The following is a 20,918-nucleotide window of genomic DNA, read 5'->3' on the forward strand; positions in this document are numbered from 1 at the left end:
GCGCTCACGATTCGCATCTGCCCTTCCACGTGCAATGGGCACCCTGGAACGTCGCGGATGTCTGCGCTGGGGTGGCCAGCCCGTGAAGTTTTTTCGTCATATTCAGCGTGGCATTGTGGAAGATATCCGAATGCCTGACCTGGAATCTTACGCTCTATCCGCCGAATTTGTGCCCCAACTCATAGGGAACCAGGGGGTTCCCTCATTCCGGGTGATCACACCCGCGAACAGACTTTTCACACTATGCCTCGCAGCGCTCACGGCCCTGCACTGCTTGCATGCGGCTCAAGCGGAAGATGTCTCAACCAAGCGGCCTAACGTTCTTTACATTTTCACGGATGACCAGAGCGTGCGCACCTTGGGCTGTTACTCCCGCGACGCTTATCCTTGGGTGAAAACGCCGAACATCGACGCCCTGGCGAAGACGGGAGTGCGGTTTCATAGCGTCTACATGGCCGCGTATTGCATGCCTGCTCGCATCAGCATGCTCACCGGCAATCTGCCTCATGCTTCGCGCGGCCTGTTTCAAGGCGCGGAGCTGAAGGGGGCGGCGCTGGAGAAGGAGATCCAGGATCATCCCTTCTGGCCTCAGCGTCTGCGGGAGAGCGGATACCGCACGGGCATGATTGGCAAGTGGCACATCACCTCGCGTCCACCGGCTGTGGGCATCGACTGGGACAGCGCCATTCACTGGTCCAAGGACATGGGAGGAAGCTACTACCACCACCCCATGAGCTTCAATGGAGCGCCGCCCAAGGACGACGATGGCTACAGCGTGGACCGCTACACGGATCTGGCGATCGACTTCCTGAAGGAGCAGCCGAAGGATCCCAGGCCGTGGTATCTGTGGCTGTGCTACACCGGCGTTCACATGCCGACGGAACCTGCGGATCGGCATAAGGGCGCCCTCGGTTCTGTGGATGACATTCCCGAACCAGCCAGCATGAGGCAGCGTGCCGGCAAGCCCGCCTACATCCGGGATCTGCCCGAACGGTCCTGGACGAGAGTCCAAGACGCGATCAGGCGGTATCACGAATGCGTGATGGCGATCGATGAGAGTGTGGGACGTCTCATGCAGGCACTCAAAACGACGAACCAGCTCGAAAACACGGTGGTGATCTTTGCATCGGACCAAGGCATCGCGTATGGCCAGCACGGCCTCGTCCACAAGAAGGACGCGCCCTATGATGCCGCGCTGCGCTCACCGCTGATCTTTAGCTGGCCCGGGCATTTCGCGCAGGATCAGGTCAGCGAGGAGCCCGTCAATGGTCCGGATGTGGTGCGGACACTGCTGGACATCTTCGGGCTGGAGCCGCTGAAGACCATGGATGGCATGAGTCTCCTGCCACTGCTCAAAGATCCCGCCCAGCGACTGTCCCGTGAGGCCATGCTGACGACGAATGTGCAGAACAACATGGGCCAGAGCATTCCTCAGGGAGTGGCAAGGACGGAGCGCTTGATCGCGCGCGGCGCCAAAGGCGAGGAAGCCATGCGTGACTGGGCCATGATCCGCACCGGGGACTACAAGTATATCGGCTACTGTGGCGAGGCGAATGAAGAGGAGATCTATAACCTTGCCGACGATCCCGAAGAATTGGTTAATCTCGCCGATACCGAACACCGAACGCTGGTCGAAGAGATGCGGCGAAAGGCGGCGAAGGAACTTCGTGCCACTCAGTCCGGCTTCGATAGAGGGCACTACATTGACTTTTTTCCTCTGCTCAAGCAGCAGCCGAACTGAACGCTAACCCCCACTTCATATGATGAAGGCGGCTTCAATGCCACTCCATCTCATGCGTGAGCATGGTGTCGTCATCGAAGAGGAAGCGGCCGGTGAAGTTCTTTTGGTCGATCAAGACCTCACCTAACCAAAAGCGGTCGTCCGCCCACATTTCCTCGAAAGGCAGCTCTTTTAATGAGGTCCAGAGCGGGATGGCCTCTGGCGTTTCAGTGGGCTCGCCTTCCCAGCGGGTGGCGCGGTAGACATCCACATGCAGGGCCAGTCCGTCCACGAACTGGAACCACAACTCACCATGCTTCACCGGGTCCAGGGCCGTCACCCCCAGCTCTTCCTGGGTTTCCCGGACGGCGCAGTGCTCGCTGGTTTCACCGGGGTCGATCTTTCCGCCCGGGCCATTGATCTTCCCGGCTCCAAGACCGCGCTTTTTGCGGATCAGCAGCACTCTGCCTGCAGCCTCATCGACGATGAACATCAGCGTGGCGAGCACGCCAGGCTTCCAGTTTTGCCAGTCGGGAGGAGTCATGGAGGCAGGTGGAGTGGGGTTGGCGGTGAGTCAAGAAAGCCCTCAAAGAGCTGCGAACAGGCTAGATGAGGTGTGATCTCAGTTGCCAGCAGCGTTGGTTCTCCGTAATTCCTCATCCGCCATGCCACCTGACCGCCAACTGCTTTTGCTGGCCACCGCCGCCTTCCTCGCGGCCGTGGTGCCTGCCGCGCGCGCGCTCCTCAGCGGGCACTGGCGCACGACGCGCCAGTGGATCCCCATGCTCATCGGCTTCGCGCTGCAAACCGGGGCCGTCTACCTCCGCGGGGAGGCTGTGAGGCAGTGCCCCATGAAGAGCCTCTCAGACGTGCTGGTCTTCATCGCCTGGAGCGTGGTGCTGCTCTACTTCCTGGTGGGGCCGACCTACCATGTGTCCCTGCTCGGCATCTTCACCGCGCCCGTGGTCACACTCCTGCACGGGCTGGCCTTCGTGGTGCCCAATGCCTTTCCGGACTACAGCCTGAAGGCCAAAATTGATCCCTATGTGGAGCTTCACGCGGCGCTGGCGCTGATCGCCTATGCGGCCTTTGCCCTGGCCTGCATCACCGGGGTCATGTACCTGCTCCAGGAGCGCCTTTTAAAGCGACACCGCATCCACGGCCTATTCTACCAGTTGCCACCCATCCAGGACCTGTCGAAGGCCATCAAGAAGCTCGTGCTGCTCGGCCTGATCCTGCTGAGCGCCAGCCTGGCCATCTCCTTCAAGCTCACCACCCCTATCTCGAACCCCAAGCTGATCTTCGCCTGGGTGGTCTGGGGGCTTTATGCCGTGATCGGCCTCATCATGTGGCGGCACGTGCTGTCCCCCCGGCAGACGGCCTGGCTGGCCGCCGTGGGTTTCGTCATCCCGTTCATCTCTCTCTGGCTTGTGACGTCTCATGGTTGAAGCAGGACAAGTATCTCCTCAGCTGCTCTGTCTGGGCCTGAATTACCGCACCACCCCGGTGGAGGTCCGGGAGCGCGTGGCTTTCCCTGAATCCAAGGTGCCGGAAGCCGTGCAGCAGGTGCGCGGTCTGCCAGGCTTTGAGGAAGGTGTGGTGCTGAGCACCTGCAACCGCGTGGAGCTCTATGCCACGCACTCCCACGACCAGCCTCACGCCGCCCACGATGCCCTGGTGAGCTACCTCATCCAGCGCTTCGAGCTGGCTCCCGAGCAGGCAGAAGCCCTGGTGACTTACAAACTCGACGCTGCCGAGGCTGCACGTCATCTCTTCCGCGTCGTCAGCGGCCTGGACAGCATGGTCCTGGGCGAAACCGAGATCTTTGGCCAGGTCAAAGCCGCCTATCAGACTGCCCTCGGCGCCGGCACCACCAGCCGCACCCTGAACAAGCTCTTCCAGCAGGCCTTCTCCGTGGGCAAGAAGGTCCGCAATGAGACCTCCATCCAGCGCGGCTCCACCAGCGTGGGCAGCGTGGCCGTGGATCTGGCGGAGAAGGTGCACGACCTCAAGCAATGCCGTGTCATGCTTGTGGGCGCGGGTGAGATGAGCCGCACCTGCGCGCAGAGTCTGCTTTCACGGGGCGCGCGCAGCATCATCGTCTCCAACCGCAGCCATGACCGCGCGGTGGAAATGGCCACTGAGATGGGTGGCAAGGCCATCCGTTTCGACGAATGGGAAGCCGCCCTGCATGAGGTGGACGTCATCATCTCAAGCACCAGCGCGCCACATTTCGTCATCAAGCCGGAGCTGGTCCGCGATGTGATGCGCAAACGCCGCTGGGAGCCCCTGCTGATCATCGACATCGCCGTGCCGCGCGATGTGGACCCGCAGGTCAATGAGATCGAAGGCGTGTATCTTTACGATATCGATGCCCTCCAGGCCATTGCCGACGAAGGCCGCCGGGAGCGCCAGAAGCAGCTCACGATCTGCGAGGAGATCATCGAGGAGCAGCTCACGAAGTTCGGCTTCATGGCTTGAGGTCTGGATGTAGCGGCAGGCGTCAGCATGCCGTTCTGAGGAGTCTCGAAAACACACTCCACCCGAAGGAAAACTCACGTTTTCCTCTACCCCCCAAAAACAAACACCCGGCCTTTGCAGGCCGGGTGCTGTGGAACCGGAATGAACCGGGAAATCAATTAAGCGAAGATGTCGATGACTGGCACGCCCTTGTCGCCGACCGTGAACGGACGGTTGGAGGGGGACATGACGACTTCGTCCACAGGGAGACCCATGGCGTGACCGACGGTGGCCAGGAAGTCGGAAGGGCTGGTCTGCTTGTCGGCAGGACGGCGGCCTTCTTTGTCCGTGGAACCATAGGCGTAACCACCTTTGACACCACCACCGGCGAGGACCGTGGAGTAGGCGAGAGGGTAGTGGTCACGGCCATCGTTTTCGTTCACGTCCGGCGTGCGGCCGAACTCAGAACCGAGGATGACGAGCGTGGACTCAAGCAGACCCTTGGACTGGAGGTCCAGAAGCAGCGCGGAGAACGCGGTGTCCAGGGTGTTGCCGTTGTTGGTCATCGCGTTGTCGATGGTGTTGTGCATGTCCCAGCCACCCATCTGAACTTCCACGAAACGCACACCGCTCTCAACGAGACGGCGGGCGAGGAGACAGCCCTGGCCGAAGTTGTTGCGGCCATACTTCTCACGAGTCTCAGCGGTTTCCTGGGTCAGGTCGAAGGCCTTGAGGTCTTCGCTCTTCATGAGCTTGAGGGTCTCGTCGTAGAACTCGGTGTAAGCCTTCACATCTTCCGTCTGGAACTTCTTGCGGAAGTTGGTGTCGAACTCGTCCATCAGGCCGATGCGCTTCTTGAACTGCGTGTCGCTCGCCGTAGGGGCGATGTTCTGCAGGCCGTTTTCTGGATTGGAAATCGGCACTGGAGAGGTGGCAGGCGGGAAGAAGCCGGCGCCAGGATAGGCGCTGCCGCTGTTCACGACCACGCTGTCCGGGAGGGTGACGTCCTTGATGCGGCCCAGGAAGTGGGTGCCCCATGCACCCATGGCAGGGTGAACGATGGTGCCGCGAGGCTCATAACCCGTCTTCATGATGTAGGTGCCAGCCTCATGCACGCCAGTCTTGGAGGACATGGAGCGGATGATCGAAAGCTTGTCAGCGTTCGCAGCCAGCTTTGGCAGGTAGCCACCGAGGGAGACGATGTTGTCACCCTTGGCGCGGCACGGAGTGCCAAAGCCCTTCGTGGCGCCTTCCTTCGGATCGAAGGTGTCGATGTGGGTCATGCCGCCGTTCATCCAGAGATAGATGACGTGTTTGGCCTTGCCGAAACCGGGGGTGCCCGGGCCGGACTTGGACACAGCCTCAGCGGCGGCCATCTTCGCGGAAATGCCGGGAAGAAGGGTCACTCCGAGGGCGGTTTTGGCCGTGTTCAGCATGAACTGACGACGGTTGGCGTCATTGAGACGGAGGAGTTCGGTTTTCATGGGTGGAATTGAGTCTGAAGGTTCGTTGAGTGTTTGAGCAAAGAGGTGGGATCAGCGATTACTGGATGAACATGAACTCGCGGGTGTTGATAAGAGCCCAGATCATGTTGGCGTAGCCTTCGCCCTGGCCGAGGACGCGCTTGGCGGTGTCCTTCTCGTTCACCGAGGGTTTGCGGCTCAGGATGGAAAGGAACATGGCGTCCACTTTCTCAGAGGGATCACGAACCTTCTCAATCGTGCGCAGGATGGGGGACTCATCGCTGGTCAGCATCTTCTGCGCCTTGCCGTTCATCATCATGAGCACCTGGGGAACGTTGCCGATCTTGGTGCTGCCGTCGATGAGGTTACGAGGGCTCTGGCCGAAGTCGGTCAGGAAGTGACCGCCAGGAGCGGGCTGCGGAAGTTCCGCGGCGCGCATGAGGCGGAGGCCTTCATAGGAGATGATCTTGCCTGGGCCGTCCGTGGCAGCCACGTCCTCTTTTTTGGTCGTGGTAGGGCGGGTGGTCTTTTTGTCCATCATCATCATGTCATCCACGTCATCCAGGCTGCCACCCATCAGAGCGCGCTCTTTCGCAGCCATTTTGCGGAAAGCGTCATATTTGATGAGGACGGTCTTGGCATCGACAGTGTCGAGGTTCAGGTCGATGGACTTGGCGTAGAGGTCCTGGAGAGGAGCCTTGTAGGTGTCTGGCTTGTCCAGCACCATGGTCATGTAGCTGTCCCAGGCCTGCTCAGCGCTCATGCGGCGCAGCATAGGTCCCTGGAAGTAGTACTTGTCACCCATCGGGATGTTCTCGGAGGTCACCTCGGCGTTGTAAGCGCGTGTGTTGTACACGATGCGCATGAACTCCTTGAGGTTGAACTTCACGCGAACCATTTCAGAAGCGAGATGCTTCAGAAGCTCTGGGTTGGTGGAGTTGCTCGGATCGTCGATGTTGGTCACCGGCTCGTTGACGCCAGCACCGAAGGCGCGCTTCCACAGACGGTTGGCGATGGTCATCGCAAAGCGTGGGTTCTCAGGATGGGTCATCCACTGAGCGAACTTCGTGCGGATATTCTCGTCCGTGGCACCCTTGTAGGCTGGGGTTTCCGTGTCGGTCGGGGACCAGGTCACGAACTTCGGCGACACCATTTCATTCGGGGCACCGTCCTTGTATTTGTAATCGTGAGGGAGCTTCAGGGTGCTGGCACCGCGATCTTTCACGGCAGCGCGATTGGCGCCGATGTAGTTCTGGATGCCATTGCGCAGACGACGGATGTCGAGCTCTGGGTTGGCGGCGACCATCTTCTCGATCTCCTCCATCAGCACCTTGCCGCGGTCACCATTGGCGAAGTCACGACCACCAAGGCGGGTGGTGGTGCCCCCGAAGAAAGCGGCCATTTCATAGAACTGGCGCTGGGTCCAGTCAGCGAAGGGGTGGTCATGGCACTGGGCACAGGCCACGTCGGTGCCGATGAAGACCGTCAGCGTGTTGGCCAGGTTGTCCAGAGGCATGCCGCTGTCGCGGAGGAGGTAGCCAGCAGCGCCATTGTAGGTGCCATCAGGCTTCTTGTCCCACATCTTGCCGGTGGCGGTGATCATGTCATAGACCATCTCATTCCAGGGACGGTTCTTGGCGATCTGCTCCTTGAGCCAGCCGATGTAAGGTGTGCCACGCACGTTGTCCTGCTCGAAGTCGTCCTTCACGCGAAGCATCTCGGCGAAGTAGTTGTAAAGATGGGTCTTGGCGCCATCGGTCTCCAGAAGCATGTCGACCAGCTTGCTGCGCTTGTTGCGGTCAGAGCTCTTGATGAAGGTGGAAGCCTCTTCGAAGTTCGGGATGCGGCCGGCGATGTCGAGATACACACGACGCACAAAGTGGTCGTCGGTGGACACCGGGTTGAAGCCCTTCAGAGGAGCACGATTGCTCTTCACGCGGTCTTCATTGCCACTCATGATGCCATTGTAGACCAGGGTGTCCACCACCTTGGCAGCCTCGGCAGCTGGCATGTTGGCGGAGACGGCCGGAGCTGCTTCAGCCTTGGCGGCCTTGGCAAACGCCTGATCCTCAGCGGTCAGGACAGCCAGCGGGAAGCGGTGCTCGGTGGCGTCAGCCGTCCTCAGGACGACATTTTCACCTTCGATACGGACGAAGGAGGCATTGACTTGGCGGCCCTGGGAGTTCGTCCAGATGCGCAGATCTGCGCCGGAGGCAGACAGGCACATGCTGGCGGCCAGGATGCCTGCAAGCAGTGTAGGTTTGGTCTTCATGGGTGTGGGTGGAGGAGGGAGAAACTAAGTTCCGCCTCCCAGAACGGGCCGGACGGCGGGGCATTAGGAAAAAAAAGCTATTTTTGAAAAACCATACTTCTTTCGCGATCAAAGCCCCTGGAAACCCTGGATGTCAGGAAAGACGCTTGCGCCCACGTCCCCCTGTGCCACAGGCGGGCCATGCTCGCCCTCATTCAGAACGCCTGGCGCTTCTACCGTGAAAACGACCTGCCGACCGTCTGGCGGGCCCTGCTCCAGCGGGATGCCCACCCTCTGCTGCAGTTCTTCAAATACGGGATGTGCGGCGTGGCAGCGGCTTTGACGCACAATGGCATCATGCTGGCCCTCTCACTCAGCGTCTTCCCAGCGGGAAAAGGCATGTTGGTGGACGGCCTGCCCATCACGGACGAGCTCCGTAGCTACAATCTGGTGCTGAACAACGCCATCGCCTGGCCCTTCGGCACCCTGGTGGCCTACTGGCTGAACATCCTCTTTGTCTTCACTCCTGGGCGGCACAGCAAGATGACCGAGCTGGTTCTCTTCTGGATCGTCAGCGCCATCGGCTTCTTCCCTGGGGCCTTTGTGGTGAAATGGCTCGCGGAGGGCTGCGGCTTCTCCTCCACCTTCTCCCAGCTAGGCTTCGTGCTTACCTCCGTGATGGTGAACTTCCTCTGCCGGAAGTTCGTCATCTTCAAAGGCTGAAACAGCCCGGCGAAAGCAGTGCGCTTCCTGACATTTCACAGGTCCGAGAGAGAAGACTTGCGCCCAGGCGGCTCTCCAGGACATTCTGCGCCTCAGATTTCCTGATTTTGCGCCTCTGAAGTGCCCATGAAACGCCTTTTCTCCTTCGGCAAACGAGCCCCCACACCGCCCCCGCGGGTGCCGTCTGCCTCTGAAGGAGTGCCAGGCTGGTCACCGAACCAGAGCTACCCCACGCCCCAGGAACTGACCCAGATGATGCCCGGCGGCGTCTACCAGCTCGACCTGCAGATCGGCCTGGGCGGCATGGGCGCGGTGTACCGGGGGCGGCACTTGCAGCTAGGCCGCGCCATTGCCATCAAGATCCTCCACCAGCATCACGGCACGGACTACGCCTATGCAGAGCGCTTTCGCCGCGAGGCCCAGGCGATGGCGCAGATGAACCACCCTAACATCGTCAGCGTCTATGATTTCGGCATCGTGGGAGAGTATCTCTACTACGTGATGGAGTTCATCCAGGGCATCGACCTGCATCAAAGCATCTGCCATGGCACCACCCCGCCGCTGAAAGCCATCGACATCATGGTCAAGGTCAGCGATGCGCTCACCTACGCGCACTCTCAGGGCATCGTGCACCGGGACATCAAGCCCGCGAACATCCTCCTGGCGGAAGACGGCCGTATCAAGGTCGCCGATTTCGGCCTCGCGAAGCGTTTCGACTCCCAGCTGACCATGCTCACGCAGACGAACATGGCTATGGGCACGCCGGACTATGCCGCTCCGGAGCAATACGACTCCAAGGCGGAGATCGACCCGCGCGCGGATATCTATGCCCTGGGCGTGGTCTTTTACCAGATCCTCACCGGCCTGCTGCCGCGCGGCTCCTGGCACCCGCCCTCGGCCATCAGCGGCTGTGACACACGCATCGATGCGGTCATTCTCCGCGCCTTGAAGCCCGAGCGCGAGCAGCGCCAGCAGTCCGCGGAGGAGTTCAAGAACGAACTTTTGGCTATTCTTGTCGCTCCTGCGGCTCCCGCCCCAGCAGTGCCAGCCCCTTTCTCTCAGGTTCCTCAAACCGCCAGCCCTGCCAACCGTCCGGCCTCTGTCGCCAAGCCTTTTGCGGGCCGGATCCTGGTCCTGGAAGATGACGTGCTGCTGCGGAACCTGATGAGCCGCACGCTGAAGAAGGAAGGCTACGAGATCGTCGAGACCTCGGACGGCAGCGACACCGTGAAAGCCTACAGCGAGGCCTTGCTGGCGAAGCGACCCTTTGACCTCGTGCTCATCGACCTCACCATTCCGCTCGGCATGGGCGGCGCGCGGGCCATGCAGTTGCTTCGTCAAACCGATCCTCAGGTGGATGCCATCGTCTCCAGCGGCAACCGCTCGGATCCCGCCATGCTCCAGCCCAGCGCCCATGGTTTCGCCGATGTGCTGCCAAAGCCCTATGACAGCGAAGACCTCGTGCGCCTGGTGAAGCTCGTGGTCGAACGCCGCCGACAGCGCCTTGGTCAAACCACCGCATGACCGCCACCACTCCCGTCACCTGCCCCGCCTGCTTTGAGGAGTTCGAGGTGCCCGCCCCGCACTTCACCGAGGTGCCCTGTGATGTGGACTACGACTGCGAGGTCTGCTGCCGCCCCATGCGCATCTACTTTGAGGAAGAAGACGGCGAGATCATCGGCAGCGCCTATGGCTTGGGAGATTGAGGGTGCAGATCGAATAGGTGCATGAGCGGTTCAACCGGTCATGAAGCACCATCCCAAACGTTTCATCAGTTCATGCGCCGCACTGTCATCTCCTGCCTCCTGTCATGCCTCCTCCTCACGCAGGCAGGCATGTCAGCGCCTCCCAACGTCTTGCTGATTTTAGTCGACGACCTCAAGCCCGCGCTCGGCTGCTATGGTGACAGCGCCGCAAAGACCCCGAACATCGACCGCCTGGCCTCACGCGGCATGCGCTTTGACCTCGCCTACTGCAACCAGGCAGTCTGCGCGCCCTCGCGCTTCACCCTCATGCTCGGCGCACACTCGAGCTCGACGGGGCTGTATCACCTCGGCAGCCGTTTGCGCCAGCAGTGGCCAGAGGCCGTGACCCTGCCGCAGCACTTCGCCAAGCATGGCGGCTACCGCACCGAGTCCGTGGGCAAGATCTTCCATACCGGCCATGGCAATGAGGGCGATCCGCAGTCCTTCAACACCGAGCCTTATAAGGACAAGGTCATCGAATACCTCGATCCCGCGAGCACAGACGGCGGCCAGCTCACCCGCGAAGAAGCTCTTTTCACTAACCAAAAGCTTGATCAAATCCCCAAGCTGCCACGGGGTGCCGCTTTCGAATTTCCTGATGCCAAGGACGACGACTACGCGGATGGACGTGTGGCATCTGAAGCTGTCAAAAGACTTCAAGAAGCGCAGAAACGCCGGCAAAAGGACGGCACGCCCTTCTTCATCGCCACAGGCTTTGTGAGACCTCACCTGCCCTTCTGTGCGCCGAAGAAATACTGGGACATGCATGATCCGTCCAAGCTGCCGATGCCGGCCTTTGAAGAGCTGCCCGCAGGCTCGCCGAAGGTCGCGCAAAAACGCGGTGGCGAGATCGTCGCCTACAAACCTGTGCCGGAGAAGGGAGACGCTGAGTTCTCACCCGAGCTCAAACGCCAGCTCATCCACGGCTACTATGCCGCCACCAGTTATGTCGATGCACAGATCGGTCGCGTGCTTGATGAGCTTGACCGCCTGGATCTCGCGAAGGACACGATCATCGTGCTCTGGGGAGATCATGGCTTCCACCTGGGAGACCTCGGCATCTGGACCAAGCACACGAACTATGAGCAGGCGAACCGCATCCCCCTGCTCGTCATCGCTCCAGGGATCGCGAAGCCTGGCAGCAGCACACGGCAGCTCGCGGAGAGTGTGGACGTCTTCCCCACGCTCGCCGAGCTCGCCGGATTGCCTGCCCCCCGCGGACCCCAGCCTGTCGATGGCCTGAGCCTGGTGCCCGTGCTCAAGGATCCTGCGGCACGTGTGCGTGATCACGCCTATCACTGCTACCCCAAGGAAAAGCTCGGCCGCGCCATCCGCACGGAGCGCTACCGGCTTGTGGAATGGAAGCAGGTCGGTGCGCCACCAGAGAGTGCCGTGATCGAGCTCTACGACTACGAGCGCGATCCCCATGAAACTCGCAATCTTGCCGCCGAGCAACCGGAGGTGGTTAACCAACTTCGTGGCATTTTGGCGAGGCATCCCGAAGCACGGCCAACGCGCTAACAAGACAGTGGGAGAAGAAAAGAATCGTCACAGCCGTCGTTGGATTTCATAATTCACCCTGCCGCCATGAAGACGATCCTGACCACCTTCTGCCTTGTCGTGCCCGCATTGCTCAGCGCTGAAGACATCCAGCTCGACTGGCAATCCCAGGGCTTCAGCTCCAAGATGGGTTACTACAAGCCCATCCGCGCCGCGCTCTCTACCGAGAAGCCGGCGAATGTCACCCGCCTGCCTGAAGACCTCTCCTCACCGCAATTCGGCAACCTCCCTTTCGGTCCTCAGGACCAGGAAAAGAAGGTCGTTCTCCTGATCGACACCGCTTCCTCCGGCGAGCAACGGCTTTGGGTGGATGCCAATCACAATGGCGATCTGACGGATGATCCTGCCTGTGAGTGGACGGCGCGCAGAAGCGGCTCTGGTGACCAGCCGCTGACCACCTACTCCGGCAAGGCCCAGGTGAGGCTTCCCGCCGGCGAGCAGCCTCGCGACTACACCCTGCAGATGTATCGTTTCGACCCGAACGATCCCAAACGTCCCTCCCTGAAAAACACCCTTCTCTACTACCGGGACTTCGGCCTTTCCGGCAAGGCACAGATCGGTGAGAAGACCTACAGCGCCGTGATGACGGATGACTCCGCTCGCGGCCTCTTCAGTGGTCCAGGAAGCGATGCCGTCATCGGACTCGACCTCAATGATGATGGCAAGTTCGACTCCAGATCCGAACGCTTTTCCGTGAACGAGCCCTTCAACATCGGCGGCACGACTTATGAGATCGCGGGATTGAAGCCCGAGGGCGGCGCCTTTCAGATCGTGAAGTCAGACAAGGTCGTCGCGGAGAAAGCCGTGCCCAAGGCCATGAAGAGCGGCGTTCAGGTCAGTGACTTTGAAGACAAGACCACCACGGGCAAGCCCGTGAAGTTCCCGCAGGACTACAAAGGCCGCATTGTCATGCTCGACTTCTGGGCCACCTGGTGCGGCCCCTGCATCGCCGAGCTTCCCAACCTAACCAAAGTTTACGAAGAGTTTCATGGCAAGGGTTTCGACGTGCTCGGCGTGAGCCTGGATGATGAGCGCACGCTGCCCAAGCTCGCCAAGTTCACGGAAGACAAGGGCATGGTCTGGCCGCAGATCGCTGATGGCCAGGGCTGGGATGCGCGGCTGGTGCAGATGTATGGCGTGCGCGGCATTCCCGCCTGTTTCTTGGTGGATGGCAATACCGGCAACCTCATTGCCGCCGAAAACGAGCTGCGTGGAGCCAGGCTTCGTGAGACCGTTGAGCGCGCCATCGCCAGTCTCGGCAAAGCGGCCCCTGCCCCACATGAGATCCCCAAGAAAACGGCAAAGACTGCAGCTCCGGAAAAACCAGAGCCAGAGAGCCCGCTTGTGACCAAGGCACGTGAGATGACGAGCCAGGGCAAGCTGCCGAAAGCCGCTGCCTTTCTCGATGCGCTCAAAACTCCGACTCCAGCGAAGATCACTCCAGCCAAGCCTTCAACCGAGACTCTGACCGGCCGACAAATCGCCGCCCGGGCCCAGGCAGCGCATGTGCGCGTCGGCTGGCTCTATCAATGCACCAAATGCAGCCGCTGGCACACCACACTGGCTGGCGGCTATGCCATCTCCAACGACGCAGTCGTGACCGCGCACCACGTCATGGATGCCCCACCTAACATGAAGGATGGTCACGGGCATCCTGTGATCGTCCGGGGTGAGGATGAGATCCTGCCCGACCTCACCGTGATCGCCGCAAATCCAGACGATGACGTCGTCATTCTCCGCACAGGCGTGAGTGATTTGAAGCCTCTCGCGATCCTGGATGATGTGCAGGTGGGTGACAGCGTCTTCTGCCTCAGTGACCCGCGCGGCGTGCGTGACTACTTCAGCACCGGCATCGTCAACCGCGCCTTTGATCTTGATCCTGCCACAAGCAATGGCCGCAAAGGCAGGCGCCTTCATGTCAGCACGGACTGGGCCCAGGGCAGCAGCGGCTCCGCTGTGCTCGATGCACAAGGCAACGCCATCGGTCATGTCTCACGCATCAGGGCTCTCCCAGGGGCAAAGCCGGATGCTGAGTCCGATGCCCCCACCGCCATGAACCTGCATGAGGCCATCCCCGCGAGCAGCGTGCTGAAACTCCTCCTGAAGCTGGAGGCAAAAACCCCCGCTCAAGTGGAAACTCGATAGGTGGATGAGCGCTTCGTTTGCAATGCTGCGGAACGTAAGACGTTGCATCTCACATGAACTTCTTGCCGATCGCCTGCCTTCTCCTGGCCCTCACCCTTTCCCTCCCTGCCGCTGACCGTCCAAACGTCCTCGTCATCCTGGTGGATGACATGGGCTTCTCGGATCTCGGCTGCTATGGCAGTGAGATCCCCACACCGAATCTGGATGCGCTGGCGCAAGGTGGCGTACGCTTCACGCAGTTTTATAACACGGCCCGCTGCAGCACCACACGGGCTTCGTTGATGACAGGCCTCTATCCGCATCAGGCGGGCATGGGTTATCTGGATGGATTGAAACTGCCCGAGTCCAAAGGCACACATGCGAAGCTCGAGGATCGCTGCGTGACCATGGCCGAGGTGCTTGGCGGCGCAGGTTACCACACCTCCGTCGTCGGCAAATGGCACCTCGGCCAGCAGAACGGCAGCGTGCCGTGGGAGCGCGGCTTTCAGCGCACAGCGACGACCCAGTTTGGCGAGCTCTATTTCCCGAAGGAGCGCAGCAAGGATGCGTGCAAGTGGGTCTATCTGGATGGTCGCAAAGTCGCGGCAGATTCACCGGAAGTCGGCAGCGGCGAATGGTACTCGACCTTCATGTTCACCGACTGGGCGCTGAAGTTCCTGGATGATGCGAAGGCCAGTGGGAAACCCTTCTTCCAATACTTCGCACATGGTGCGCCACACTTCCCGCTGAAGGCTCCGCAGGACGTGATCGCGAAGTATCGTGGCAAATACAAGATGGGCTGGGACAAACTGCGCGAGGCACGTCATCAGAAGCAAATTGAGTTAGGCATTGTGGATGCCAAATGGCCGCTGTCACCTCGTCCGAAAGATGTGCCTGCCTGGGATTCTCTGAGTGAGGAGGACAAGGACCGCTATGATCATCTCATGGCCATCTACGCGGCCATGCTCGACTGCGTGGACCAGAGCGTCGGCCGCATGATTGCTGGCCTCAAGGAGCGCGGCATGTATGGGAACACGCTGATCCTTTTCATGTCCGACAACGGTGGCAATGCCGAAGGCGGTCCACGAGGCATCAGCGAGGGTGAACCTCTGGGCGGCCCCGAGAGCCATGTCTTCCTCGGCATGACCTGGGCCACGCTGAACAACACACCCTTCCGTCGCTACAAGCACTTCACGCATGAAGGCGGCATCTCCTCACCGCTCATCGCGCACTGGCCAGCCGGCATTCCTGCCGCACGCCACGGCAAGCTCGAGCATCAGCCCTCGCATCTCATTGATATCATGACCACAGCCTGTGATGTCAGCGGCGCCATCTATCCCTCCGAATTCAAAGGTCATGCCATCCTGCCTGCCGAAGGTCTTTCCCTCATGCCTGCCATCCTCGGAGAGCCGCTGCACCGCGTGAAGCCCATCTTCTGGATGCATGAGGGCAATCGCGCCGCACGCACCGGTCCCTGGAAGCTGGTGAAGAAGTTCAAAGGGCCATGGGAGCTCTACAACATCGACGAAGACCGCACCGAGCAGAATGACATCATCACCAAATTCCCCGCCATGAGCCAACACCTCATCCGCCAATGGGAAGATTGGGCCGCCACGACCTATGTCGATGAATGGATCGGCCAGGTCCGCAATGACTGGGGCGATGAGATCCGCGCCGATGGTGCCAAGAAGAAGAAAGCCAAGGCTAACTAACCAATCACTTCTTCTCCAACGACATCAGCTCGATCTTCCGGAACCACACGGGCTGGCCCTCCGCCTGAAGTGCGATGTGGCCATAACCCAGCTTCACATCGCCACCCGCATCCGTGATATCCTTCGCCGGAGCGATGGTGCATGCCGGATCCAGCACCGGGCGCTGATAGCGCAGCACCTCGACTCCATTGATGCGGTGAATGATCTCGTCATGGCCGCGCACCTCCACCTCTGCACGCACCCATTCCTCCGCAGGAAAAGTGGATGAGCTCGATTTGGCGATGTGCTTGGTGAAGAGCTCGCCTGCCATCTCGACATGCGTGCCCGGCGTGCACAGATTGCCCGTGGGCCTCGCGCCTTTGCCTTCATCCGCCAGAAACTGCATTTCCAGGCTTGATGGGAAACCCTGATCAAAGCGCATGCTCTGCGGCGGCTGCGCATGCAGCATCACGCCACTGTTGAGGTTCACATACTTCGGCGCATCCGCCATCATCCTGCCGGTGAAGCGATACTCCATCCGCAGGACATAATGCGAGTAGGCGAGGTTGGTGAAGAGGTGCCCATACTGCTGATCGAACTTCTCGTAGCCATCGTAGCTCACCTTCAGGATACCTTCCTCAACACGGAAGGTGTTTGCAAAATTCTCTCCCAACGGGTGCTTGGCGATCTTGATCGTCCAGCCACTCAAATCCTTGCCATTGAAGAGTGAAATCCACTTTTCTTCCTCAGCGGCGGCAGAGGCTGTGAGCACACTCCAAAGGGCGAGCACGGCAAGGCGGGAAAGGTTGGTCATAGTGGGCATCTTGCCGTGATGCGCCATCTTTCCAATCAGAACCTGCATGGTTCATGAAGCGCCCCACAAGGCCGAAAGGATAAAATGAGTCTGGCTAAAATCAGGCGGCTTGATCATTCTGACTGGGATGAAAAAGAGCTCCCCATCTCGGCGCAAACCCACGGTTATCAGCGTGGCCGCCACTTTGAGAAAGCATTTCCGCCAGCCTGAGCTGCATCGCCTCATGACGAATGCGCGCATGTTTCCCGTCACGGCCCGGGTGGACCTCCAGCAGGCTTTGGAAGACCTGATCAGCGAGCATTGCGTGGTCCGGCATCAGTCAGGCATCCAGGCCGGTTATGCCTACCAGACCTTCACCTTCAGCATGCTGTCCATGGACCGTGACCGGGCTGCCATTCTAGGACCGCTGGAACACGAGGACGTGGATGTGGGCGAGGCCGTGCCTGTGGTCTGCCTGAAATCCACTGTCTGGCTCTGTGATCAAGGCCGCCGAAAGATCGCTCTCTTGCTAACGCCAGTGTTAGGTCATGGTCAGATCACTGGCTGGCAGGTGGAGGTGGCGGAGATGCCGGGCAAGGATGCCTCACGGAAACCGGGCATCGAGATCCTCTCGCAGCTCGAGCAGGCCATCAACCAGGCACGCTCCTACCGGGGGAAGGTCATCTCCCTGCAGAAGAGCGATGACTACTCTGGCAAGGTGGGAAGCGTGCGTGTACACAAACTGCGCAGTGTGGCGCGTGACGAGGTGATCCTCCCTGCGCCAACCCTGAAACTACTGGAGCAGAACGTGACGGAGTTTATCCAAAAGCGTGACCGCCTGAAATCCCTGGGCATGAGCATCAAAAAAGGTCTGTTGTTTTACGGACCACCTGGCACGGGCAAGACGCACACGATTCACTACCTCGCCAGCCAGCTCGCGGAGCACACCACGCTTCTCATCACGGCCGAGCAGGTGGGCATGCTGGATGAGTACATGCAACTGGCCAGGCTGATGCAGCCTGCCATGATCGTGCTGGAGGACGTGGACCTCATCGCCCGCACACGCACCTCCATGCGCAATCCCTGTGAGGAGGGTTTGCTGAACAAACTGCTCAACGAAATGGACGGGCTCCGAGAGGATGCCGCGCTGCTCTTTGTGCTGACCACTAACCGCCCCGAGGATCTCGAGTCTGCCCTCGCCTCCCGCCCGGGACGCATCGATCAAGCGATCGAGTTTCCCCTGCCTGATGAGGAAGGCAGGCGAAAGCTGGTCAAACTTTATGCGGGCAGTCTGCAGATCCCTGACGATGTCGTCTCCGTGATTGTGCGGAAAACTTCAAGAGCCAGCGCGGCCTTCATCAAGGAGCTCATGCGCCGCGCCGCCCAGGTCATGCTGCGTCAGGATCGCAGCCGCAAGCTCAACCTTCAGGATGTCGAATCTGCTCTGGATGAGATGCTCTTCAGCGGCGGAAGCCTGAATGCAAAGCTGCTTGGCGGTGCTGCGACGGAATAGGGCCCTATCCCAAGGAAGGCGGCGCAAAGAAGAAGGGCAGGGGCAAAGGGAAGAGGACTGAGGAATGATGCTCAAGGCTCTGATTGACCCGGTCTTGGAAAGAATGACTTTAAGACATGATCGTGACCTATGAATCCGTGATGTCCTCAGCGATGCAGCTTGGTCCGGAGGATCGCCGTCGATTAGCATCCAATCTTTGGGAGTCCGTTCACTCCTTGACCACTGAGGCTAACGGCACGCTGGAGGGCGTGCTCGATGAGCGTGAGACTGAGCTGGAAAAAGATCCCTCACTCGAGATCAGTCACGAAGCCTTTATCTGTCACTTTTCACGTCGCCATTTGGCATGACAGGCGACACCCAAACTACGGAGCAGATCGAAAGTGAAGACTTAACAAACCTCACCTCGACCGGAAGATCTCACTCATCAGGCACTGCTCGACCAGGGTGTTGAGGCCGAGGCCTTTTTTCTTCAGGGCTTCGTGGAGTTCGTCGATGACGAAATCGTCCGAGGGCTCCATGAGACGGCCGGTGGTGTAGGTTAGGAGCTGGCGAATGAGATGCTTGGTGACAAGGTCCTCACGCGTCTCGCGAATGATCTTTTTGAAGCTGGCGAAGTCCTGATAGGTCTCGCCCGATGGGAACTCGCCGGAGGCATCTACCAGGGGCGCGGGCTTCTTGTTATTCTTGCCCTGCGGGTAGCTTTTGCGCCAGCGCCCCACGGGATCAAAGGACTCAAGACTGAAGCCAAGCGGGTCGATCTTGCGATGGCACTCAGCGCAGGCGTTGTCGGCACGATGCTTCGCGAGACGGTCACGAATCGTGGTGGCACCGCTGACATCCGCATCGATGGCCGGAACCACATCAGGCGGAGGAGGAGGCTGGATGCCGAGCATGTTCTCGCTAACCCACACACCACGGGTCACCGGAGATGTCTCCACACCATTCGCGCTCACGGTGAGCACTCCGGCCATGCCGAGCAGACCGCCGCGATGCTCATTGCCCTTGATGCTCACCTTCTTAAACCCGTCGGCGAGACGCAGGGTCTTCTGCTCCGGCAGGTCATAGAGTTTCGCGAGCTTCTTGTCCACGAAGGTGTAGTCGCTGTCGATGAACTGGGCGACGGAGCCATTGCCCTTCAGCATGTCGCCAAAGAACATGCGCACCTCAGCCCTCATCGAGGCTGGCAGATCCTCCGCATAGTAGTAGCGGAAGGTCTCACGCGGCGGCGGCATCCCACCGAGGTCACGAAGGTTTAACCAACTATCCAGGAAGCCATTCACGAAACCACTGATGCGGTCATCCGCGATCATGCGCTGCACCTGCTTCTTCAGCTCGGCATCCTGCGTGAGCTTGCCAGACTTCGCGGCAGCGAGCAGAGCGGCATCAGGCGGCTCGGCCCAGAGGGCGAAAGAGAGGCGCGTGGCGAGGTCGTAGGGCTTCAGATCTTTCACCGGGTCAGTCGTGATCTCGCTGAGATAGAGGAAGGACGGCGAGCAAAGGATGAGCTTCAGCGCATCCAAAGCGGCCTGGCGCGGCGCGATCTTCTCTGCGATGCGCTTCTCATAGAGCGCACGGATGGGTGCTTTATCGGCATCCGTCAGCGGACGGCGATAAGCTTTCTCAGCGAAAGCATCGAGCTGCTCGACAGCGCGATCTTCCTTGAAGCCACCTTTGCCAAAGACGGCCACTTCCTCAACACTGCCGCTCTCTTCAGCTACGGGGCCGTTGATCTTGATGTCACTGATGCGGATGTGCGGGAGCTTGCCCTCCAGCAGGATATGCGCGCGGCCAACGCCTGAGGAACCCACATCTGCCTTGAACTCATCCTTGTAGCGCTTGTTGATCGTGACCACGGAGGCACGGGATTCAAACGGGCCGTTCGGGAAGATGAAGCGTGGTGTCTGCCCGGCTTCAAGCCAGACGCGGAACTTGAAGGTCGTGGGTGTGTTGTCCGGCACGACGGTGCTGGCGAGCAGCGGCTCGATGGCCTGCGGATAATGGATGTGTCCCTTCGTCACGTCCCCTGGCACCACGCCGAGAATGAACGGCTCGGAGAAATCGATGCCGAAGATTGCCGGATCGTAGTGCGTGTCACGATGCATCGCTGTGGCCTCGACCTCGAGGTCATAGAGACCGGAGACAGGCACGCCCTGCTTGAAGTCCTCGATGTGGCCGTAGCCGCCCTGACGCGTGTCCGTGTTCGGCTGCTCGTAGAGATTGAGGTAGCGGTAATTGAAGGCAGACTTGTGCGAGCCGCTGAGTTCTTCGTATTGAATGAAGTGGCTGTTGAAGTGCCAGCTCTTCGGCTGCGTCGCAGGCTTGCCTAGACGTGTCTCCACAAGACGGTTCGCGGACTGGAAGTACTGATCCACCAGGAAGCCCGAGGTCACCAGCGAACGACCAATGGTGTCCATGTGCTGAGCCGTCTTTTCCTTCGGGAAGTCTGCCGTGAGGCCGAGCGTGTCCACGCGCCGACCAAAAAGTGTGGCAAGCGTGTTCTCATACTCACGGCTGGAGAGGCGGCGCATCACCGTGCGTGATCCAGTGCTCTCGATCAGCCCGCGAGCGGCCACCGTGGCCTCACGGAGTGCACGGAGCACGGCGAGACGCTCTTCTTCCGTGGGCTGGTCCGCCTTCTTCGGAGGCATCTCCTTCAGCGTGATCTGGTCGATGATATCCTTGGCCTCGATGAGGTCAGGCACGGCCTTCAATGGCAGTACGAACTTATCAAATGCGCGGTCGCCCTTCTGAGTGTCCGCGTCATGGCACTCCAGGCAGTACTTGCCGAGGAACTGCTGCACGACCTGGGGTGGTGCATCGACGCCGAAAGCAAACGAAGCCGTAAAGATCGCTGACGTGATGAGGAAATGAGAAA

16 protein-coding genes are annotated in these 20,918 nt (G+C 60.0%); 11 read left to right on the forward strand and 5 right to left on the reverse strand.

The annotated features are described in order from the left end of the window. Positions 1-274 precede the first annotated feature (274 nt). The gene (locus BGE01nite_RS11980) at positions 275-1,741 is read left to right on the forward strand and encodes a sulfatase-like hydrolase/transferase (protein WP_170266744.1); all 1,467 of its coding nucleotides are present in this window, start codon (positions 275-277) and stop codon (positions 1,739-1,741) included. A 34-nt stretch (positions 1,742-1,775) separates the two neighbouring features. Here BGE01nite_RS11980 and BGE01nite_RS11985 read toward each other — a convergent pair whose 3' ends face one another. Then, entirely contained in the window at positions 1,776-2,264 is a 489-nt protein-coding gene (locus tag BGE01nite_RS11985) for an 8-oxo-dGTP diphosphatase (RefSeq protein ID WP_146850704.1), read from the reverse strand. Positions 2,265-2,385: 121 nt separating this feature from the next. Here BGE01nite_RS11985 and ccsA point away from each other — a divergent pair, with 121 nt between their 5' ends. Together ccsA and hemA are read left to right on the forward strand one after the other, a co-directional pair. Next, positions 2,386-3,168, forward strand: a complete 783-nt coding sequence (ccsA, locus tag BGE01nite_RS11990; protein WP_146850705.1) for a cytochrome c biogenesis protein CcsA — start codon at positions 2,386-2,388, stop codon at positions 3,166-3,168. Continuing rightward, entirely contained in the window at positions 3,161-4,201 is a 1,041-nt protein-coding gene (gene hemA, locus BGE01nite_RS11995; RefSeq protein WP_146850706.1) for a glutamyl-tRNA reductase, read from the forward strand. The genes ccsA and hemA overlap by 8 nt, the downstream gene beginning before the upstream one ends. Positions 4,202-4,359: 158 nt before the next feature. On the opposite strand, the gene BGE01nite_RS12000 is transcribed toward hemA, so the two are convergent. Both BGE01nite_RS12000 and BGE01nite_RS12005 read right to left on the reverse strand, forming a co-directional pair. Beyond that, a complete protein-coding gene (locus tag BGE01nite_RS12000) occupies positions 4,360-5,664 on the reverse strand; it encodes a DUF1501 domain-containing protein (protein ID WP_146850707.1) in 1,305 nt (434 codons plus the stop codon). Positions 5,665-5,722: 58 nt separating this feature from the next. Then, positions 5,723-7,915: a DUF1549 domain-containing protein gene (locus tag BGE01nite_RS12005; protein WP_146850708.1), complete on the reverse strand. Its 2,193-nt coding sequence runs from the start codon at positions 7,913-7,915 to the stop codon at positions 5,723-5,725. Between the two features lie 180 nt (positions 7,916-8,095). Here BGE01nite_RS12005 and BGE01nite_RS12010 point away from each other — a divergent pair, with 180 nt between their 5' ends. From BGE01nite_RS12010 to BGE01nite_RS12035, 6 genes are all read left to right on the forward strand, one after another. Continuing rightward, positions 8,096-8,617, forward strand: coding sequence for a GtrA family protein (locus BGE01nite_RS12010; protein WP_146850709.1), 522 nt, complete (start codon positions 8,096-8,098; stop codon positions 8,615-8,617). A 126-nt stretch (positions 8,618-8,743) separates the two neighbouring features. Then, on the forward strand, positions 8,744-10,141 hold the full coding sequence (locus tag BGE01nite_RS12015; RefSeq protein WP_146850710.1) for a protein kinase domain-containing protein: 1,398 nt from the start codon (positions 8,744-8,746) through the stop codon (positions 10,139-10,141). Beyond that, positions 10,138-10,323, forward strand: coding sequence for a zinc ribbon domain-containing protein (locus BGE01nite_RS12020; protein ID WP_146850711.1), 186 nt, complete (start codon positions 10,138-10,140; stop codon positions 10,321-10,323). The genes BGE01nite_RS12015 and BGE01nite_RS12020 overlap by 4 nt, the downstream gene beginning before the upstream one ends. 72 nt (positions 10,324-10,395) lie before the next feature. After that, positions 10,396-11,883, forward strand: coding sequence for a sulfatase (locus BGE01nite_RS12025; RefSeq protein WP_146850712.1), 1,488 nt, complete (start codon positions 10,396-10,398; stop codon positions 11,881-11,883). A gap of 66 nt (positions 11,884-11,949) precedes the next feature. After that, positions 11,950-14,067 (forward strand): redoxin domain-containing protein, encoded by a 2,118-nt coding sequence (locus BGE01nite_RS12030; protein ID WP_146850713.1) that lies wholly within the window; start codon positions 11,950-11,952, stop codon positions 14,065-14,067. Positions 14,068-14,120: 53 nt separating this feature from the next. Next, complete coding sequence (locus tag BGE01nite_RS12035; protein ID WP_146850714.1) at positions 14,121-15,758, forward strand: arylsulfatase; 1,638 nt, start codon at positions 14,121-14,123, stop codon at positions 15,756-15,758. A gap of 4 nt (positions 15,759-15,762) precedes the next feature. On the opposite strand, the gene BGE01nite_RS12040 is transcribed toward BGE01nite_RS12035, so the two are convergent. Beyond that, positions 15,763-16,599: a 3-keto-disaccharide hydrolase gene (locus BGE01nite_RS12040; protein ID WP_218032971.1), complete on the reverse strand. Its 837-nt coding sequence runs from the start codon at positions 16,597-16,599 to the stop codon at positions 15,763-15,765. 79 nt (positions 16,600-16,678) lie between these two features. Between BGE01nite_RS12040 and BGE01nite_RS12045 the strand changes: the two genes are divergently transcribed. Then, positions 16,679-18,043, forward strand: coding sequence for an AAA family ATPase (locus BGE01nite_RS12045; protein WP_218032972.1), 1,365 nt, complete (start codon positions 16,679-16,681; stop codon positions 18,041-18,043). A 116-nt stretch (positions 18,044-18,159) separates the two neighbouring features. After that, complete coding sequence (locus tag BGE01nite_RS12050; RefSeq protein ID WP_146850715.1) at positions 18,160-18,390, forward strand: hypothetical protein; 231 nt, start codon at positions 18,160-18,162, stop codon at positions 18,388-18,390. A gap of 51 nt (positions 18,391-18,441) precedes the next feature. On the opposite strand, the gene BGE01nite_RS12055 is transcribed toward BGE01nite_RS12050, so the two are convergent. Beyond that, on the reverse strand, positions 18,442-20,904 hold the full coding sequence (locus BGE01nite_RS12055) for a DUF1592 domain-containing protein (protein WP_343203739.1): 2,463 nt from the start codon (positions 20,902-20,904) through the stop codon (positions 18,442-18,444). Between the last annotated feature and the right edge of the window lie 14 nt (positions 20,905-20,918).

Origin of the sequence: Prosthecobacter gellanilyticus, from assembly GCF_007992435.1 — a bacterium.
Taxonomy (GTDB): domain Bacteria; phylum Verrucomicrobiota; class Verrucomicrobiia; order Verrucomicrobiales; family Verrucomicrobiaceae; genus Prosthecobacter; species Prosthecobacter gellanilyticus.